At 54.2% G+C, this 15,810-nt stretch carries 15 protein-coding genes; 8 read left to right on the top strand and 7 right to left on the bottom strand.

Annotated features, from left to right (window positions below; translation table 11 throughout):
- Positions 1–9 precede the first annotated feature (9 nt).
- From OGV94_RS21655 to OGV94_RS21645, 3 genes are read left to right on the top strand one after another with little or no spacing between them, the layout of a single operon-like run.
- Positions 10–363 carry a DUF2620 domain-containing protein gene (locus OGV94_RS21655; RefSeq protein ID WP_047408212.1) on the top strand — a complete coding sequence of 118 codons (354 nt, stop codon included), beginning with the start codon at positions 10–12 and terminating at the stop codon, positions 361–363.
- 11 nt (positions 364–374) lie between these two features.
- Positions 375–1,679, top strand: coding sequence for a YhfT family protein (locus OGV94_RS21650; RefSeq protein ID WP_075145553.1), 1,305 nt, complete (start codon positions 375–377; stop codon positions 1,677–1,679).
- A 13-nt stretch (positions 1,680–1,692) separates the two neighbouring features.
- Positions 1,693–2,787, top strand: coding sequence for an aminotransferase class V-fold PLP-dependent enzyme (locus tag OGV94_RS21645; protein ID WP_043018560.1), 1,095 nt, complete (start codon positions 1,693–1,695; stop codon positions 2,785–2,787).
- Positions 2,788–2,856: 69 nt separating this feature from the next.
- On the opposite strand, the gene OGV94_RS21640 is transcribed toward OGV94_RS21645, so the two are convergent.
- The 6 genes from OGV94_RS21640 to tsgA form a co-directional block, all read right to left on the bottom strand.
- Positions 2,857–3,027, bottom strand: coding sequence for a YhfL family protein (locus OGV94_RS21640; protein WP_003827690.1), 171 nt, complete (start codon positions 3,025–3,027; stop codon positions 2,857–2,859).
- A gap of 269 nt (positions 3,028–3,296) precedes the next feature.
- Entirely contained in the window at positions 3,297–4,670 is a 1,374-nt protein-coding gene (cysG, locus tag OGV94_RS21635) for a siroheme synthase CysG (RefSeq protein ID WP_043018559.1), read from the bottom strand.
- Positions 4,671–4,681: 11 nt separating this feature from the next.
- Positions 4,682–5,491: a nitrite transporter NirC gene (nirC, locus tag OGV94_RS21630; RefSeq protein WP_043018835.1), complete on the bottom strand. Its 810-nt coding sequence runs from the start codon at positions 5,489–5,491 to the stop codon at positions 4,682–4,684.
- A 183-nt stretch (positions 5,492–5,674) separates the two neighbouring features.
- Positions 5,675–6,001 carry a nitrite reductase small subunit NirD gene (gene nirD, locus OGV94_RS21625; RefSeq protein WP_043018558.1) on the bottom strand — a complete coding sequence of 109 codons (327 nt, stop codon included), beginning with the start codon at positions 5,999–6,001 and terminating at the stop codon, positions 5,675–5,677.
- Entirely contained in the window at positions 5,998–8,541 is a 2,544-nt protein-coding gene (gene nirB / locus OGV94_RS21620; protein WP_286524366.1) for an NADPH-nitrite reductase large subunit, read from the bottom strand. The genes nirD and nirB overlap by 4 nt, the downstream gene beginning before the upstream one ends.
- 271 nt (positions 8,542–8,812) lie before the next feature.
- The gene (gene tsgA / locus OGV94_RS21615; protein WP_043018556.1) at positions 8,813–9,994 is read right to left on the bottom strand and encodes an MFS transporter TsgA; all 1,182 of its coding nucleotides are present in this window, start codon (positions 9,992–9,994) and stop codon (positions 8,813–8,815) included.
- Between the two features lie 264 nt (positions 9,995–10,258).
- Between tsgA and ppiA the strand changes: the two genes are divergently transcribed.
- The 5 genes from ppiA to argD all read left to right on the top strand — a co-directional run bounded on the left by ppiA (position 10,259) and on the right by argD (position 13,595).
- Positions 10,259–10,831, top strand: a complete 573-nt coding sequence (gene ppiA / locus OGV94_RS21610; RefSeq protein WP_003023595.1) for a peptidylprolyl isomerase A — start codon at positions 10,259–10,261, stop codon at positions 10,829–10,831.
- Positions 10,832–10,937: 106 nt separating this feature from the next.
- Positions 10,938–11,105 (top strand): FicA/YhfG family antitoxin, encoded by a 168-nt coding sequence (ficA, locus tag OGV94_RS21605; RefSeq protein WP_003827708.1) that lies wholly within the window; start codon positions 10,938–10,940, stop codon positions 11,103–11,105.
- The gene (locus OGV94_RS21600; RefSeq protein ID WP_043018555.1) at positions 11,095–11,697 is read left to right on the top strand and encodes a putative adenosine monophosphate-protein transferase Fic; all 603 of its coding nucleotides are present in this window, start codon (positions 11,095–11,097) and stop codon (positions 11,695–11,697) included. The genes ficA and OGV94_RS21600 overlap by 11 nt, the downstream gene beginning before the upstream one ends.
- A 31-nt stretch (positions 11,698–11,728) precedes the next feature.
- Positions 11,729–12,292 carry an aminodeoxychorismate synthase component 2 gene (pabA, locus tag OGV94_RS21595; protein ID WP_043018554.1) on the top strand — a complete coding sequence of 188 codons (564 nt, stop codon included), beginning with the start codon at positions 11,729–11,731 and terminating at the stop codon, positions 12,290–12,292.
- A gap of 85 nt (positions 12,293–12,377) precedes the next feature.
- Complete coding sequence (gene argD / locus OGV94_RS21590; protein WP_286524363.1) at positions 12,378–13,595, top strand: bifunctional acetylornithine/succinyldiaminopimelate transaminase; 1,218 nt, start codon at positions 12,378–12,380, stop codon at positions 13,593–13,595.
- Between the two features lie 90 nt (positions 13,596–13,685).
- Here the strand turns inward: argD and OGV94_RS21585 are convergent, their stop codons facing one another.
- Entirely contained in the window at positions 13,686–15,773 is a 2,088-nt protein-coding gene (locus OGV94_RS21585) for a YccS/YhfK family putative transporter (protein ID WP_200008192.1), read from the bottom strand.
- Positions 15,774–15,810: the final 37 nt, after the last annotated feature.

Below are 15,810 nucleotides of genomic sequence, written 5' to 3'. Positions count from 1 at the left end.
GACAGAATCATGAAAAAGATTGGCGTTGCTGGCTTACAGCGTGAGCAGATTAAAAAGACCATCGAAACCGCAGCTCCGGGTTGCTTTGAAGTATCCATTCATAACGACATGGAAGCGGCGATGAAAGTGAAATCCGGACAGCTGGATTACTACATCGGCGCTTGTAACACCGGCGCGGGCGCGGCGCTGTCGATTGCCATCGCGGTGATTGGCTACAACAAAAGCTGCACTATCGCCAGGCCGGGTATTAAGGCGAAAGACGAACATATCGCAAAAATGGTTGCGGAAGGGAAAGTGGCTTTTGGTCTCTCCGTCGAACATGTTGAACATGCGATTCCGATGCTGGTTAACCATTTGAAATAAAAGGCATGACTATGGATCTGTATATTCAGATTGTGGTGGTGGCCTGCCTGACCGGCATGACGTCACTTCTGGCACATCGCTCGGCGGCCGTCTTTCATGACGGTATCCGCCCGATTCTGCCGCAGCTGATCGAGGGGTACATGAATCGCCGTGAGGCGGGGAGTATCGCGTTTGGTCTGAGTATCGGCTTTGTGGCGTCGGTGGGGATCTCATTTACCCTGAAAACCGGCTTGCTCAACGCCTGGCTGCTGTTCCTGCCGACGGATATTCTCGGCGTGCTGGCGATGAACAGCCTGCTGGCGTTCGGTCTGGGCGCTATCTGGGGCGTATTGATTCTGACCTGCCTGCTGCCGGTGAACCATCTGCTCACGGCGCTGCCGGTTGATGTACTGGGTAGCCTCGGAGAACTGAGTTCTCCGGTGGTTTCCGCATTCGCACTCTTCCCGCTGGTGGCGATTTTCTACCAGTTTGGCTGGAAGCACAGCATTATCGCGGCGGTGGTGGTACTGATGACCCGCGTGGTGGTGGTGCGTTACTTCCCACACCTGAACCCGGAATCAATTGAGATTTTTGTGGGGATGATGATGCTGCTGGCGATCGCCATTACGCATGATATTCGCCACCGCGGCGATGACGAGATGGATGCCAGCGGGCTATCGGTCTTTGAAGAACGAACCTCGCGGATTATTAAAAACCTGCCGTATATCGCCATTGTCGGCGCGTTGATTGCCGCCGTCGCCAGTATGAAGATTTTCGCTGGCAGCGAGGTTTCAATTTTTACGCTGGAAAAAGCGTATTCGGCTGGGATTTCGCCGGAGCAGTCGCAGACGCTGGTGAATCAGGCGGCCCTGGCGGAGTTTATGCGCGGGCTGGGTTTTGTACCGATGATTGCGACAACCGCGCTGGCGACGGGCGTGTATGCGGTAGCGGGTTTTACCTTCGTGTTCTCCGTAGGTTACCTGGCGCCGAACCCGTGGATAGCGGCAATCCTTGGCGCTATCGTGATTTCAGCGGAAGTGTTGCTGCTGCGCTCTATTGGCAAATGGCTGGGACGTTATCCGTCAGTGCGTAACGCATCGGACAATATTCGTAATGCGATGAATATGCTGATGGAAATGGCGCTGCTGGTAGGCTCGATTTTTGCCGCCATCAAGATGGCAGGCTACACAGGTTTCTCAATTGCGGTAGCGATTTACTTCCTCAACGAATCGATAGGGCGTCCGGTTCAGAAGATGGCGGCTCCGGTCGTAGCGGTAATGATCACCGGTATTGTGCTGAATATTCTCTACTGGTTTGGTCTGTTTGTTCCGGCTTGAGGAGGCGTAAAACATGAAGACGTTCCCTCTGCAAAGCCTGACGCTTGCGCAGGCACAGCAAAAGCAGTTTGCGCTGGTGGATACGCTTTGCCGTCACTTTCCTGGCGCTGATTTTCTGGCCGGTGGTGATATAGGGCTGGCCCCGGGGCTGAATCAGCCTCGGGTGACGCAACGCGTGGAAAAGGTGCTGGCCGAGGCGTTTCATGCTGAGGCCGCAGCGTTGGTTCAGGGCGCAGGCACCGGGGCTATTCGCGCCGGGCTGGCTGCGCTGCTCAAACCCGGCCAGCGGCTGTTAGTTCACGATGCGCCTGTGTATCCTACAACCCAGGTGCTTGTCGAGCAGATGGGCATTACCCTGGTGAGGGCGGATTTTAACTGCCTCCCGGCAATCACCCTGGCGATTACGCAGCATCGTCCTGACGCCGCGCTGGTGCAGCATACGCGTCAGCAACCGCAGGATTGTTACGTGTTAGCCGAGGTGCTGGCGGAAATCGCGCGGTGCGGCGTACCGACGTTAACCGATGACAACTACGCGGTGATGAAAGTTGACGGTATTGGCTGTGAATTTGGGGCGACGCTGTCTACTTTTTCGTGCTTTAAACTCTTCGGCCCGGAGGGCGTCGGGGCGGTGGTCGGCAAGGCGGAGGCTATCGCGAAAATCCGCGCGACGCTTTATTCCGGCGGCAGCCAGATTCAGGGGGCGCAGGCGCTGGAGGTGCTTCGTGGTCTGGTTTTCGCGCCGGTGATGCATGCGGTACAGGCTGGCGTTGCTGAACGGTTGCTGACGATGCTTAATAGCGGAGCGCTACCCGAGGTGAAAAAGGCCGTCATCGCCAATGCCCAGTCGAAGGTGCTGATCGTGGAGTTTCATCAGCCGATTGCCGCCCGCGTGCTGAAAGCGGCGCAAGAGAGAGGCGCGCTGCCATACCCGGTGGGAGCTGAGTCGAAGTATGAGATCCCTCCGCTGTTCTATCGCCTTTCGGGGACGTTTCGCGAAGCGAATCCGTTGCTGGGTGATTATGCGATTCGTATTAATCCAAACCGAAGTGGAGAACAGACCGTGCTACGTATTCTGCGCGAGAGCGTGAGTGCGATAGCATGTGAATGAGCATCTAATCTATAAATACAAAAAACCGGGAAATTCCCGGTTTTTTTTGTATCTGCGCAATCGCTTTTATTACTGGTTTGCAGCCGGACCACAGCCACCAATAATTTTAGAAATTGAAATCGCTGGATGCAGGAAGTAATCGTAGCTGCAGTTATTTTTTGTATTTTCGATATGGCCAGTACACGCGGTCAGCGTAGCCAGAACACCAGCAACGAGGGTGATTTTTGCAAATTTCAGCATGTTAAAATCCTTGTAAGATATCTATTTTTAAATGGATGAAATCCATTTCTCGGCGGTTAAGATATCAACTAAAATAAACTTTAAGTAGTCCGGATAAGGACATGATAAGCTTTATATAATTAATGAATTAGATTGCTGGATGCTTATATTTTAATTAATGATTAATAGTCGGATTATTGAGGAGAGTATATAGCGCGGTTCGTTTTTTATTTATTTCTGCTGGGGGATAAATAGATGCCCTGAATATCAGGGCATCTTCAGAAACTAGATTAATGGTTCGAGAACCAGTTCAGCTTATCGCGAAGGCCTACCACACGACCGACGATAATCAGCGCCGGGCTTTCAACCTGCTGCGCCAGTTCGCCGAGCTGCGTCAGTACCCCGTTGACAACGCGTTGCTTCACAGAAGTACCGTTTTCTACCAACGCGACAGTCATATCGGGCTGCATACCAAATTCGATCAGTTTTTCCTGAATGGTGGCCGCCTGGTTCAGACCCATGTAGAACACCAGCGTCTGTTTCTCTGCCGCCAGGTTTTCCCAGTCCAGCTCTCCGCCGGTTTTCAGGTGTCCGGTAACCAGGCGTACGCTCTGGGCGTAATCACGATGGGTCAGCGGAATGCCGGAATAGGCGGAACACCCGGAAGCAGCGGTAATACCCGGCACAACGGAGAATGGAATACCGGCGTGGCACAGGGTTTCCAGCTCTTCGCCGCCGCGGCCAAAGATGAACGGATCGCCACCTTTCAGTCTCACGACGCGTTTACCCTGTTGCGCTTCACGCAGCAGGATCTGGTTAATCTCTTCCTGCGGTACGCAGTGGTAGCCCGCGCGTTTACCGACGAAGACCCGGTCCGCATCGCGGCGTACAAGGTTCATGATGTCGTCGGACACCAGACGGTCATAGACCACGACATCTGCTTGCTGGATCTGCTGTAGTCCTTTCAACGTCAGCAGTCCGGCATCGCCAGGACCGGCGCCAACCAGCACCACTTCCCCGCGATGATCCAACGGTTCGCTAAGCAACTGCTCGGTGGTTTCCTCGACGGCTTTCTGGTCACTGTTCGCCAGCGACTGCGCCAGGCGGTCATTCACGAACAATTTTTCCCAGAAGCGACGACGCTCTCCCATGCTGGCAAACTGTTGCTTCACTCGGGAACGCAACTTGCCGGCATACTGCGCGACCTGGCCCAGATGCTGAGGCAATACGGATTCAAGTCTTTCACGCAGTAGACGGGCAAGCACCGGCGATGTCCCGCCGGAGGAGACCGCCACCATCAGCGGCGAGCGGTCGATAATGGAGGGCATGATAAAACTGGCTGCTTTTGGCGCATCGACCACGTTGCAGAATATACGGCGTGATTCTGCGGCGGTACTGACGCTTTGGTTGACGGTATCGTCATCGGTGGCGGCGATAGCCAGCCAGCAGGCGTCGAGCAGAGACTCATCGAATGGCCCTTCAACCAGCGTCAGCATGCCTTCATCTGCCCATACTTTGAACTGCGGAATAAACGCCAGCGCATTAACCGTTAAACGTGCGCCCGCTTCCAGCAGTAAGCGCGCTTTGCGTTCTGCGACATCACCACCGCCGACGATCAAGCAGTCGCGGTCACGTAGTTGACAAAATATAGGCAAATGATCCACGACATTACCCCTTAATTATTGGCAGCAGCCTCTGGCTGGTTGATTTTTGCCGGAACAGGACGCTCCGATTTTGGCGTAGCATACCAATAACCCAATCCCATGAATACGACACCGGACAAAGTATTACCGAGTGTCACCCACAGCAGGTTATGACCAATTCCTGACAGGGTATAAGCTTCGCTGTGGTGACCGAACCAGGAGAGGGCAAACAGCGTCATGTTGGCAACCGAGTGCTCGTAGCCGGAAGCAATAAACGCCAGCAGACACCACCAGATAGCGAGGAATTTTGCCGCGCCTTCGGTACGGATTGCCATCCAGATTGCCAGACAAACCAACCAGTTACACAGCGCGCCTTTGAAGAACAGCACCGTTGCAGGCGCGGTCGTTTTCGCCAGCGCAACCGAATGGACGATGCTGGTATCAACCGGCAGCAGGCTGCCGCCGCCCCAGCTGTAAAGCAGGGCGACAAACACGGAGCCGACCAGGTTACCCAGCCAGGTTTGCGGCAGGATAGCCCACATCTGGCCGTGGCTGATGGTACCCGCTTTGACGCCGAGCGTCAGGAACATGGTGTGACCGGTAAACAATTCCGAACCGGCGATAATGACCAGCGTTAAAGCGATGCCAAAGGTTGCCCCCATCACCAGAGGACGTACGGACGGGTCGAGCAGATTGCCGAGGGTGAAAATAAGGATGATGCCGAGACCGACATAAGCCCCTGCCATTGCCGAACTGACCCAGAATCCGAGCGGATTATTAGCCGACAGGCGTGCGATGCGCGCAGCATTAGCCGCACACTTATTAATAGTGTCAGTAAACATTTGATTATCCTTGAAGTACAAAAAATAAAAAAAATCGTAACCGTAGGCCGGATAAGGCATTTATGCCGCCATCCGGCAATGTGCTTTTGCAATTGCCTGATGGCGCTACGCTTATCAGGCCTACCAATAAAAGACCTGCAAATACGTCAAAAAAGGGGAGGCGTTGCGCCTCCCAAAAATTTATTAACCGCGCAGTTGTACCGTGCCGTCTTTCACTCGCGCTTCGTAATGTTTCACGGAGAACTGTTCGTCTTCCATGCACAGGCCGTCGCTTAAACGAAAGCGCTGTTTTTTCAACGGGCTGGCGACCCACAGTTCGCCCTGATGTTCAGCAATCAGCCCACGAGAAAGTACGCTGGACTCAAAGAACGGGTCGATGTTGCTGATCGCAAACACCTGGTCGCTGTGATACGGGCGGAAAATCGCAACTTGCTCGCTACCTAACAGGGCGCAGACGCCTGTTGCAGGCAGAATGTCATCGATTTTGCAGATGTTTTGCCACTGGCTCATGCGTTTTCCTCCACCAGAGTCACCGGAATACGCTCATAAGGCGTGGCCGGACGATGTTGTTCACGTTCAGGCACAACCTGGACATTTGGATCGCGTTTTTCGCTGTTGATAAAGTGTTTGAAGCGAACCTGCGCGGATGGGGTGTTAACCGTTTCTGTCCATTCGCAGACCACCGCTTCACGCAGACGGGTCATCTCTTCTTCCAGGTGCTGGTTCAGACCCAACTTGTCGTCGATGATGACAGATTTCAGATACTCGATACCGCCTTCCAGATTGTCTAACCACGGTGCGGTACGGGTCAGTTTGTCGGCGGTACGGATGTAGAACATCATGAAACGGTCAAGGTACTTGAGCAGCGTGTCGCGATCGATATCCGCCGCCAGCAGATCCGCATGACGAGGTTTCATCCCGCCGTTACCGCAAACGTACAGGTTCCAGCCTTTCTCTGTGGCGATGATACCCACGTCTTTACCCTGTGCTTCGGCACATTCACGGGTACAGCCGGAGACGCCGAATTTCATTTTGTGCGGGGTACGAATGCCTTTGTAGCGATTTTCCAGTTCTACGCCGAAGCCGACGCTATCGCCGACGCCGTAACGGCACCAGGTGCTGCCCACGCAGGTTTTTGCCATACGCAACGCTTTGGCGTACGCGTGGCCGGTTTCGAAGCCCGCTTCAATCAGCTGACGCCAGATTTCCGGCAGGTCGTCTTTTTGCGCGCCGAACAGGCCGATACGCTGAGAACCGGTGATTTTGGTGTACAGGTTAAATTCACGCGCGATACGGCCCACGGCCACCAGCCCTTCAGGGGTAATCTCACCACCCGCAGAGCGCGGGATCACGGAGTAGGTACCGTCTTTCTGGATGTTCGCCAGGAAGTTGTCGTTGGTGTCCTGCAGAGGCGTGTGCTGCGGTTTGAGGATGTACTCATTCCAGCAGGAAGCCAGCAGAGAACCGACGGTCGGCTTACACACTTCACAGCCGTAGCCTTTCCCGTGTTTTGCCAGTAACTCTTCGAAGGTTTTGATGCCTTCTACGCGGATGAGATGGAACAGTTCCTGACGTGAGTACGGGAAGTGTTCGCACAGGTTGTTGTTAACTTCGATACCCTGTTTCGCCAGTTCGGCGTTCAGGACCTGCGTTACCAGCGGGATACACCCGCCACAGCCGGTACCGGCTTTGGTTTCAGCTTTCAGCGCTGCAAGGGTGTGGCAGCCTTTGTTGATAGCGGCAATCAGCATGCCTTTGGTGACATCAAAGCAGGAGCAAATCTGCGCGCTGTCCGGCAGTTTATCGACACCGATAGACGGCTTACCGCTACCCGCGTGTGCTGGCAGAATCAGTGAATCCGGGTTTTCCGGCAGTTCGATGGCGTTCAGCACCAGCTGCAGCAGGTTGCCGTAATCGCTGGTGTCGCCGACTAAAACTGCGCCGAGCAGGGTTTTGTTATCTTCGCTAACGATCAGGCGTTTGTAGACTTCTTTGCTTTCGTCGAGATAGACGTAGCTACGGGCACCCGGCGTACGCGCATGTGCGTCGCCAATCCCGCCGACGTCAACGCCGAGCAGCTTCAGCTTGGCGCTCAGATCCGCGCCTTCAAAGGCGTTTTCGGTTTCGAGAATATGGTCAACGGCAACCTGCGCCATTTTGTAGCCTGGAGCGACCAGACCATACACGCGGTTGTTCCAGCTGGCGCATTCGCCGATGGCATAGATATCCGGGTCAGAAGTCTGGCAGGTGTCGTTAATCACGATACCACCGCGCGGAGCGACGTCCAGGCCGCATTGGGTGGCCAGTTTGTCGCGTGGACGAATACCGGTAGAGAAGACGATGAAATCGACTTCCAGTTCGCTACCGTCGGCAAAACGCATGGTTTTGCGCGCTTCGGTGCCTTCCTGGACGATCTCTTTGGTGTTTTTGCTGGTGTGCACGCGCACGCCCATGCTTTCAATTTTGCGACGTAACTGCTCGCCACCCATATGATCCAGCTGTTCAGCCATCAGCATTGGGGCGAATTCAATCACGTGGGTTTCAACGCCGAGGCTTTTCAGCGCGCCGGCGGCTTCCAGGCCCAGCAGGCCACCCCCGACGACGGCGCCGCGTTTGCTCCGGCGTGCGCAAGACTCAATGGCGTTGAGGTCTTCGATGGTACGGTAAACGAAGCAGTCCTGGGTTTCCGAACCTTTAATCGGCGGGATCCACGGGTAAGAGCCCGTCGCCATGATCAACTTATCGTAATAGACCGTACGACCCGCGCTGGAGTGGATCACCTTCTCCTGGCGGTTGATGGTAATTGCGCGCTCGCCCACTAACACCTTAACGCCGTGCTTCTCGTAGAATCCTTCACGCACCAGAGAAAGCTCTTCGGCGGTGTGGTGGGAGAAGTAGGAGGACAGGTGTACACGGTCGTACGCTTTGCGGGGTTCTTCACAGAAGACGGTAATATCAAAATTGGCAGCGTCGGATTTATCAAGAAGATCCTCAATAAAGCGATGGCCGACCATACCATTACCGATAATAGCGAGTCTGACTTTGCTCATTTTTGCCTCGATTTCTTTTCTATTACTGCCTACCTTAACGATTCAGCAACCCCGCTTATTGATGCAAATCAAATTCGCCTTTATATACTCCTTAAGAGGTATATAACTGATTTGTCAGCATTTTTATAAGTGACGGAATTAACTGACTTTTCGTGTTTGTATAAAAAGCATACAATTTAAGGGGCTTTTGTAAGAATTGGCCTACATGACCAGTGAAAGGCAGAGGGAGTGAGAATGTGCCGGATAGCGCAGATACCATCCGGCAGTGAGATTAATGCGTTGCTGGCACGTTATGTTGGCGATGGCGCGTGACGAACCCAAGGATGAAGCACATCACGAATACTACGGCATACAAGCCGTTGGCCGTCTGTAATGCTGCCAGCGGTCCGCTGTGCGCCACGATAGGGCCGGTTACCACGAAAGTGAGCATAGTACCAATGGTGCCGCAGGTCAGAACGAAGTTAACCAGTTTAGGTGATGCGACCTTCGTCTGCTGGGAGCCGAGAGTAATAATGGTGGTATAAATCGCGCTGGAGAAGAAGCCCAGTGTCAGAATAAACCACGGCATATGCTCCGGCGTACCGGTGATGAACAGATACATCAGGACGGTGGCCAGACCCGCCAGTACGGTCAGGATGCGCTGCAAATCGAAGAAACGCAGGATAAAGCTAAACGCCCACATGCCAACCATGTAAGACATCCAGAAGTCGCTGACCAGTTTACCTGCGTCGTTCAGGCTCATGCCAAGGCTTTTGGCGTATTCCGGCACCCAGGAGATAAAGCCCAACTGACCGAGGATGTAGCACAGTGCGGCGATCGCCAGGAACAGCACGCCAATACCCCATTTTTCTTTCACTACCGGCGCGTCCGGTTGCTGCGCGTGTTTGCCCAGCGCCGGGAATTCGCAGCCGAAGGTCAGCAGGAAAATGGCGACGTATACCAGGCCGATACAGGCATAGACCCAATACCATTCGATGCTGCGCGCTAACAGGAACGCGGCCACCATCGGGAAAATCATGCCAGCCATGCTGAAGAAGGAGTCAGTAAACAGCAGACGAGAACCGCGCTGGCGGCCTTCGTACATCTGAGTCACCAGAAACGTACCAATCGACATGGTGATACCGCTCACCAGACCCAGTACAAACATGGCGGCTGAGAACAAGGCCAGGCTATGGCTGAGCATCAGTCCGGCGACCGCCAGAACCATCAGGATAAAGCCAAAGCGCAATTGGGTTTTCAGGGGCACAATTTCCATCAGCCAGGCATTCAGGAAGATAGAGATCAGAATGCCGGCATTCAGAAAGGTGAAGGTGTTACTCATACTGGAAACGGGCAAATGGAAGTACTCTGCGATGTTTCCCATCACCATCCCGGTGACAATTACCAACGCGCCTGTCAGGGCGTAGGAGAGAAAGCTAATCCATGTGAGCTTGATGCGATTGCTGTTAGTCATGACTGGCCTGTATAGAAGTGGGAGGCGCATTGACTGCGCCGTGAGCGGGCAGATTTTAGGCGTTTTAGTGATGCATTTAAATGTTTATTGGCAATTACCAGCTCCGTTACATTTTTTTATGTGATCTAGATCGCATTGAGGCTTGGGGCTATAAGGTTACATTTGTTTCAAGTACGTAAAATTAAGTAAAGGGATGGCCTTGTTCTTGAAGGCTCTTTAGAATCAATTCACTTGCTTCATTTCTGCTCTTGTTAAGGAATTCTCATGCTCAAATCGACTCTGGCGGCTGTTGCAGCTGTTCTCGCTCTTTCTGCTCTTTCTCCCGCAGCACTGGCAGCAAAAGGTGACCCGCATGTCCTGCTGACAACCTCTGCCGGTAACATTGAGCTGGAGCTGAACAGTCAGAAAGCCCCGGTTTCAGTGCAAAACTTTGTCGATTATGTCAACAGCGGTTTCTATAACAACACTACGTTCCACCGCGTGATCCCTGGCTTCATGGTGCAGGGCGGCGGTTTTACCGAGCAGATGCAGCAGAAGAAACCTAACCCGCCAATCAAGAATGAAGCCGATAACGGACTGCGTAACACCCGCGGCACGATTGCTATGGCGCGTACAGCGGATAAAGACAGCGCGACCAGCCAGTTCTTTATCAACATTGCGGACAATGCGTTCCTCGATCACGGCCAGCGCGACTTTGGCTATGCTGTCTTCGGTAAAGTTGTGAAAGGTATGGATGTCGCGGATAAGATCTCTCAGGTACAGACCCATGATGTCGGTCCTTACCAGAATGTTCCGTCAAAACCGATTGTTATCCTGTCTGCTAAAGTCCTGCCATAACCGTATTTTGCGCGGGCAGTTCTCGCCCGCGTTCTCTCCCTTCTCTGCGTAACCCGAAATTGCTGCTTATACTTGTGGCAAGTGTCGGCTCATTCAGGGAGGTCATGTGAAAAAACTCACCGATAAACAAAAGTCCCGGCTCTGGGAACAACGACGAAATGCCAATTTCCAGGCCAGTCGGCGGCTGGAAGGTGTGGATATTCCACGGGTTACTCTGAGTGCTGAAGACGCCCTGGCGCGTCTTGAAGAGTTGAGGAGGCACTATGAGCGATAAATTCGGTGATGGACGCGACCCCTATTTGTATCCGGGCCTGAATGTCATGCGTAACCGTCTGGGGATCCATCAGGCGCAACGACTGACGCAGGCGGCCTATGAACTGACGGCGCTGCGTGCGGCCACTATCGAGCTGGGCCCGCTTAAACGGGGATTGCCGCATCTGTGCGCCATTCATCGCCAGCTGTATCGGGATATTTTTGACTGGGCGGGACATCTGCGGGAAGTCGATATCTACCAGGGCGATACCCGTTTTTGCCATTTCGCTTATATCGAGAAAGAGGGCAATGCGTTGATGCAGGACCTGGAAGATGAGTCCTGGCTGGTGGGGTTGCCGGAAGACAAGTTTGTCGATCGTCTTGCACACTATTATTGCGAAATCAACGTGCTGCATCCGTTTCGTATTGGCAGCGGCCTGGCGCAGCGTATTTTCTTCGAACAATTAGCGATTCATGCCGGGTATATGCTGAGCTGGGATGACATCCCGGTTGAGGAGTGGAATCTGGCTAATCAGAGCGGGGCGATGGGTGACTTGTCTGCGCTGCAGGCGATATTTCGTAAAGTGGTAAGCGAAGCCCCGGAAACTGAGTAGAATAGCGCGGTTCTTATGTACCGGAGCCGCCATGATCCTGCTTATTGATAACTATGATTCTTTTACCTGGAACCTGTACCAATACTTCTGCGAACTGGGCGCTGATGTCCTTGTCAGGCGTAACGACGAGCTGACGCTGGCGCAAATCGATGCGTTGAGCCCGCAAAAAATCGTGATTTCCCCAGGACCCTGCACGCCGGATGACGCCGGTATCTCGCTGGATGTAATTCGCCATTTCGCGGGCAACATCCCTCTGCTGGGCGTGTGTCTCGGTCACCAGGCGATGGCGCAGGCCTTTGGCGCGAGCGTGGTTCGGGCGGCAAAAGTGATGCACGGTAAAACCTCGCCGATTACGCATAACGGGCAGGGCGTTTTTCAGGGACTCGCCAACCCATTAACGGTGACGCGCTACCATTCTCTGGTGGTTGCCCCCGAAACGCTTCCTGACTGCTTTGAAGTGACGGCCTGGAGTGAAACGCAGGAGATTATGGGCATTCGTCACCGTGAGTGGGATATGGAAGGGGTGCAGTTTCACCCGGAGAGTATTCTCAGCGAACAGGGGCATCAGCTGCTGGCTAATTTCCTCAATCGCTGAATTGTGGTTGCTATTCAGTGATTTTTTATTCATATTTTGTGATTATAATTTCACTAGCATTTCTGCTTAACAGGGTGGTAATGACATGGCAACTGAACAAACTGCTATTACACGCGCGACATTCGATGAAGTGATTCTGCCGATTTATGCACCGGCTGAGTTTATCCCGGTAAAAGGAAAAGGGAGTCGAGTCTGGGATCAACAGGGCAAAGAGTATGTTGATTTCGCGGGCGGCATTGCAGTTACCGCGCTAGGGCATTGCCATCCGGCACTGGTTGAGGCGTTAAAAACCCAGGGGGAAACCCTGTGGCATACCAGCAACGTTTTCACCAATGAACCTGCGCTGCGTTTAGGCCGTAAAATCATTGATGCGTCCTTCGCCGAGCGCGTGCTGTTCATGAATTCAGGTACGGAAGCCAACGAAACCGCCTTTAAGCTGGCGCGCCACTATGCCTGTGTGCGTCATAGCCCGTTCAAAACCAAAATCATTGCCTTCCATAATGCGTTTCACGGCCGTTCGCTGTTTACCGTTTCTGTTGGCGGGCAGCCGAAATACTCCGACGGCTTTGGACCAAAGCCGGCAGATATCATCCATGTCCCGTTTAACGATCTGCATGCGGTAAAAGCGGTGATAGACGATCACACCTGCGCGGTGGTGGTTGAGCCAATTCAGGGAGAAGGCGGCGTCACTGCGGCTACGCCGGAATTCCTGCAAGGTTTGCGCGAACTCTGTGACCAGCACCAGGCGCTGTTGGTATTTGATGAAGTGCAGAGCGGGATGGGGCGTACCGGCGATTTGTTTGCCTATATGCACTACGGCGTGACGCCGGATATCCTCACCAGCGCGAAGGCGCTCGGCGGCGGTTTCCCGGTGAGCGCGGTGCTGACCACTCAGGAGATTGCCTCCGCGTTCCACGTGGGGTCGCACGGTTCCACGTACGGCGGTAACCCGCTGGCCTGCGCGGTAGCGGGTGCAGCGTTTGATATCATCAACACGCCGGAAGTGCTGGGAGGCATTCAGGCCAAACGTCAGACGTTTGTCCAGCATTTGCACAAGATTGATCAACAGTTCGACATTTTCAGCGATATTCGCGGGATGGGGCTGCTGATTGGCGCCGAGTTGAAGCCGCAGTTTAAAGGCCGGGCGCGCGATTTCCTCTATGCCGCCGCGCACGAAGGGGTGATGGTGCTGAACGCCGGGCCGGACGTAATGCGTTTCGCGCCGTCGCTGGTGGTAGAGCAGGCGGATATCGATGAAGGGATGCAGCGTTTCGCGCAGGCTGTCGCGAAGGTGGTGGGCTGATTGCCGGATGGCGGCGCGAGCGCCTTATCCGGCCTACAGGGTAAGGTGTGATTCGTAGGCCGGATAAGCGTAGCGCATCCGGCAAATCTTTTAACCCTTCATGTCCCGTAGTCGGCGGCTCAGCCAGATCCCGTGGTGCGGTCGCTGACGCCATGCTACCGACGAAATGGTATGCATGGTGTTCAGATGCCCAAGAACCCGTTGCAGATGCTGCTCAAGAGTGCTTAACGGACCGTGGGACAGCATCTCCGGCGCTTCGAGAATATTCACATCGCCCGAGCTTCCCGGTCCGTCATACTCCAGCCGCTGCTGACAGCGCTGAAGCGCAATTTCACAGGATTCCAGATACCGCTGCGCCAAATCCGGCGTCAGCATCGTATGTTCCCTTGCCAGCGTGGTCATCGCGTTAATGTGTTCGACGATGAACTGGCTGTGCGTGACCCACAGTTTCATGTCCGCAAGGTAGTGCGAGTTGAATCCTGGCTCCTGCATCGCCTGGTTCAGTGAGTTGAACAGCGTGTTCTGCGCCTGGTTAACCCGCATGCGTTGATACGCCAGCGGCGTGGCCTGCGGATCGTTGCTGAGGATCAGGCGAATGGCCTCCTGGTCGGCTTCTAACGCGTCGTGGGCGTTCTTACGCAACAGACCGCTCTGCCACTGTGGCCACAGCCAGAGCGTACCACCAAAGGCGATTAGGCAGCCAATGACCGTATCGACAAACCGCGGCACGATAAACTGTTCCCCGTTCAGCGTCAGCAGTTGCAGGGTGTAAACTGCCGTGACCGTAAAGCCGACGGTAGCCCAGCCGTAATTTTTACGGATGATCAGATAGCTCACCAGGGTTATCAGCAGCATGGCTGCCAGCGTGAAACCTTCCGGAATATGAAAGTGCAGCGTGACGCCGGCAATCACCAGCCCAACGAGCGTACCGACCGACCGATGTAAGATGCGTACCCGGGTCGCCCCGTAGCCATTTTGCGTGACGAACAGAATAGTCATTAAAATCCAGTAGGGCTTTGGCAGGTGTAAGGCGCTGCCCATCAGGCTGGCGATACTCAACATAACGCAGATGCGTCCGGCATTGCGCAGCGCTGGAGATTTCAACGACAGATAGTTTTTCAGGGCTGGGATCAACGGCAACCGACGCTGCTTGTCAGCCATCAAGTCACGGGCATACAACGGGCGCTGGGTGCGTAGCACGCGGGCAATACGGCTAAAGTGCCAGTAGCAAAATTGTCCCACCGGGTTGTCCGGATGCTGCCTGGCGATTTTCTCCAGTGTGCCAATCTGTTTTTCCATCGAGAAACGGGTCGGCAAACGGTGATACAAAATATCATCGGCCAGTACCCGAAGGCGTTCGGCTACGGTACGCGCATTCCAGCGAATCACCTGCTCCGCATGGCTACGCTCGACCAGCTTTTGCACCTCTTCCGGCTGGTGGAGGCTAACGGAAATATGCTCTTGTAAATCGAGCGCCTCCTGAAAGGCACGCAGCAGGCGCTTGTAATCGTTGTTGCGATGCGCCGACAGCATATGCATTTGCTGATAACACTGGGTAATCAGATCCACTGCCTTTTGTTGGCGAACCAGCAGGGGAGGCAGCGCTTTTTCTGGGTCGGCATGCTGGGTCAGCATGCTGTACTTAGCTTCACAGTAATCGGCTAATTCACGATACAACAGGCTGAGCGATTCACGGAGCGGCTGCTCGCGCCACATCCAAAACCAGAACCAGTTGAACAGGCCATACCATAACGTGCCCAGCGCGTAGATCAGCAGCGGCTCCCAGACGGGCATGTTGCCGGCCAGGCTTAGCGTGAAAATCGCTGCGATAAGTGAGGCAGGCAATAGTCGCGCATGCAAAGGGCTCAACTCGGCGGTTACACCAAGAATTAGCGTCAGGCCGGTGAGGATAAGCGGCAGTGGTATATCTTTTGCCAGCAGTAATTGCATGATCAAACTGCATCCGGCAAACAAAGACGCGCCAATAGCTAAACGTTTGAAAAAGCGCTTATGCGGGGTATCAAGACCGGCAATGTTGCAGCAGGCAGGGACCAGGGAGAAGAGGAGGCCCAGATGAAGCTGACCGATGATCAGACCAACAGCCACAGGTAAACATAGCACCAGCGTCTGCCGTAGTGCGTAGTTGATCTCTGGGTGGTATATCAGTCTTCGCCACATCGGTGCAAACAAAAGTGGCGCATTACTGGGTAACGCG

This window comes from Citrobacter sp. Ce006, from assembly GCF_030336535.1.
GTDB classification, from domain to species: domain Bacteria; phylum Pseudomonadota; class Gammaproteobacteria; order Enterobacterales; family Enterobacteriaceae; genus Citrobacter; species Citrobacter europaeus.
Note: the sequence above shows the minus strand (reverse complement) of the source record. Positions and strands in the feature narration are given on the sequence as shown.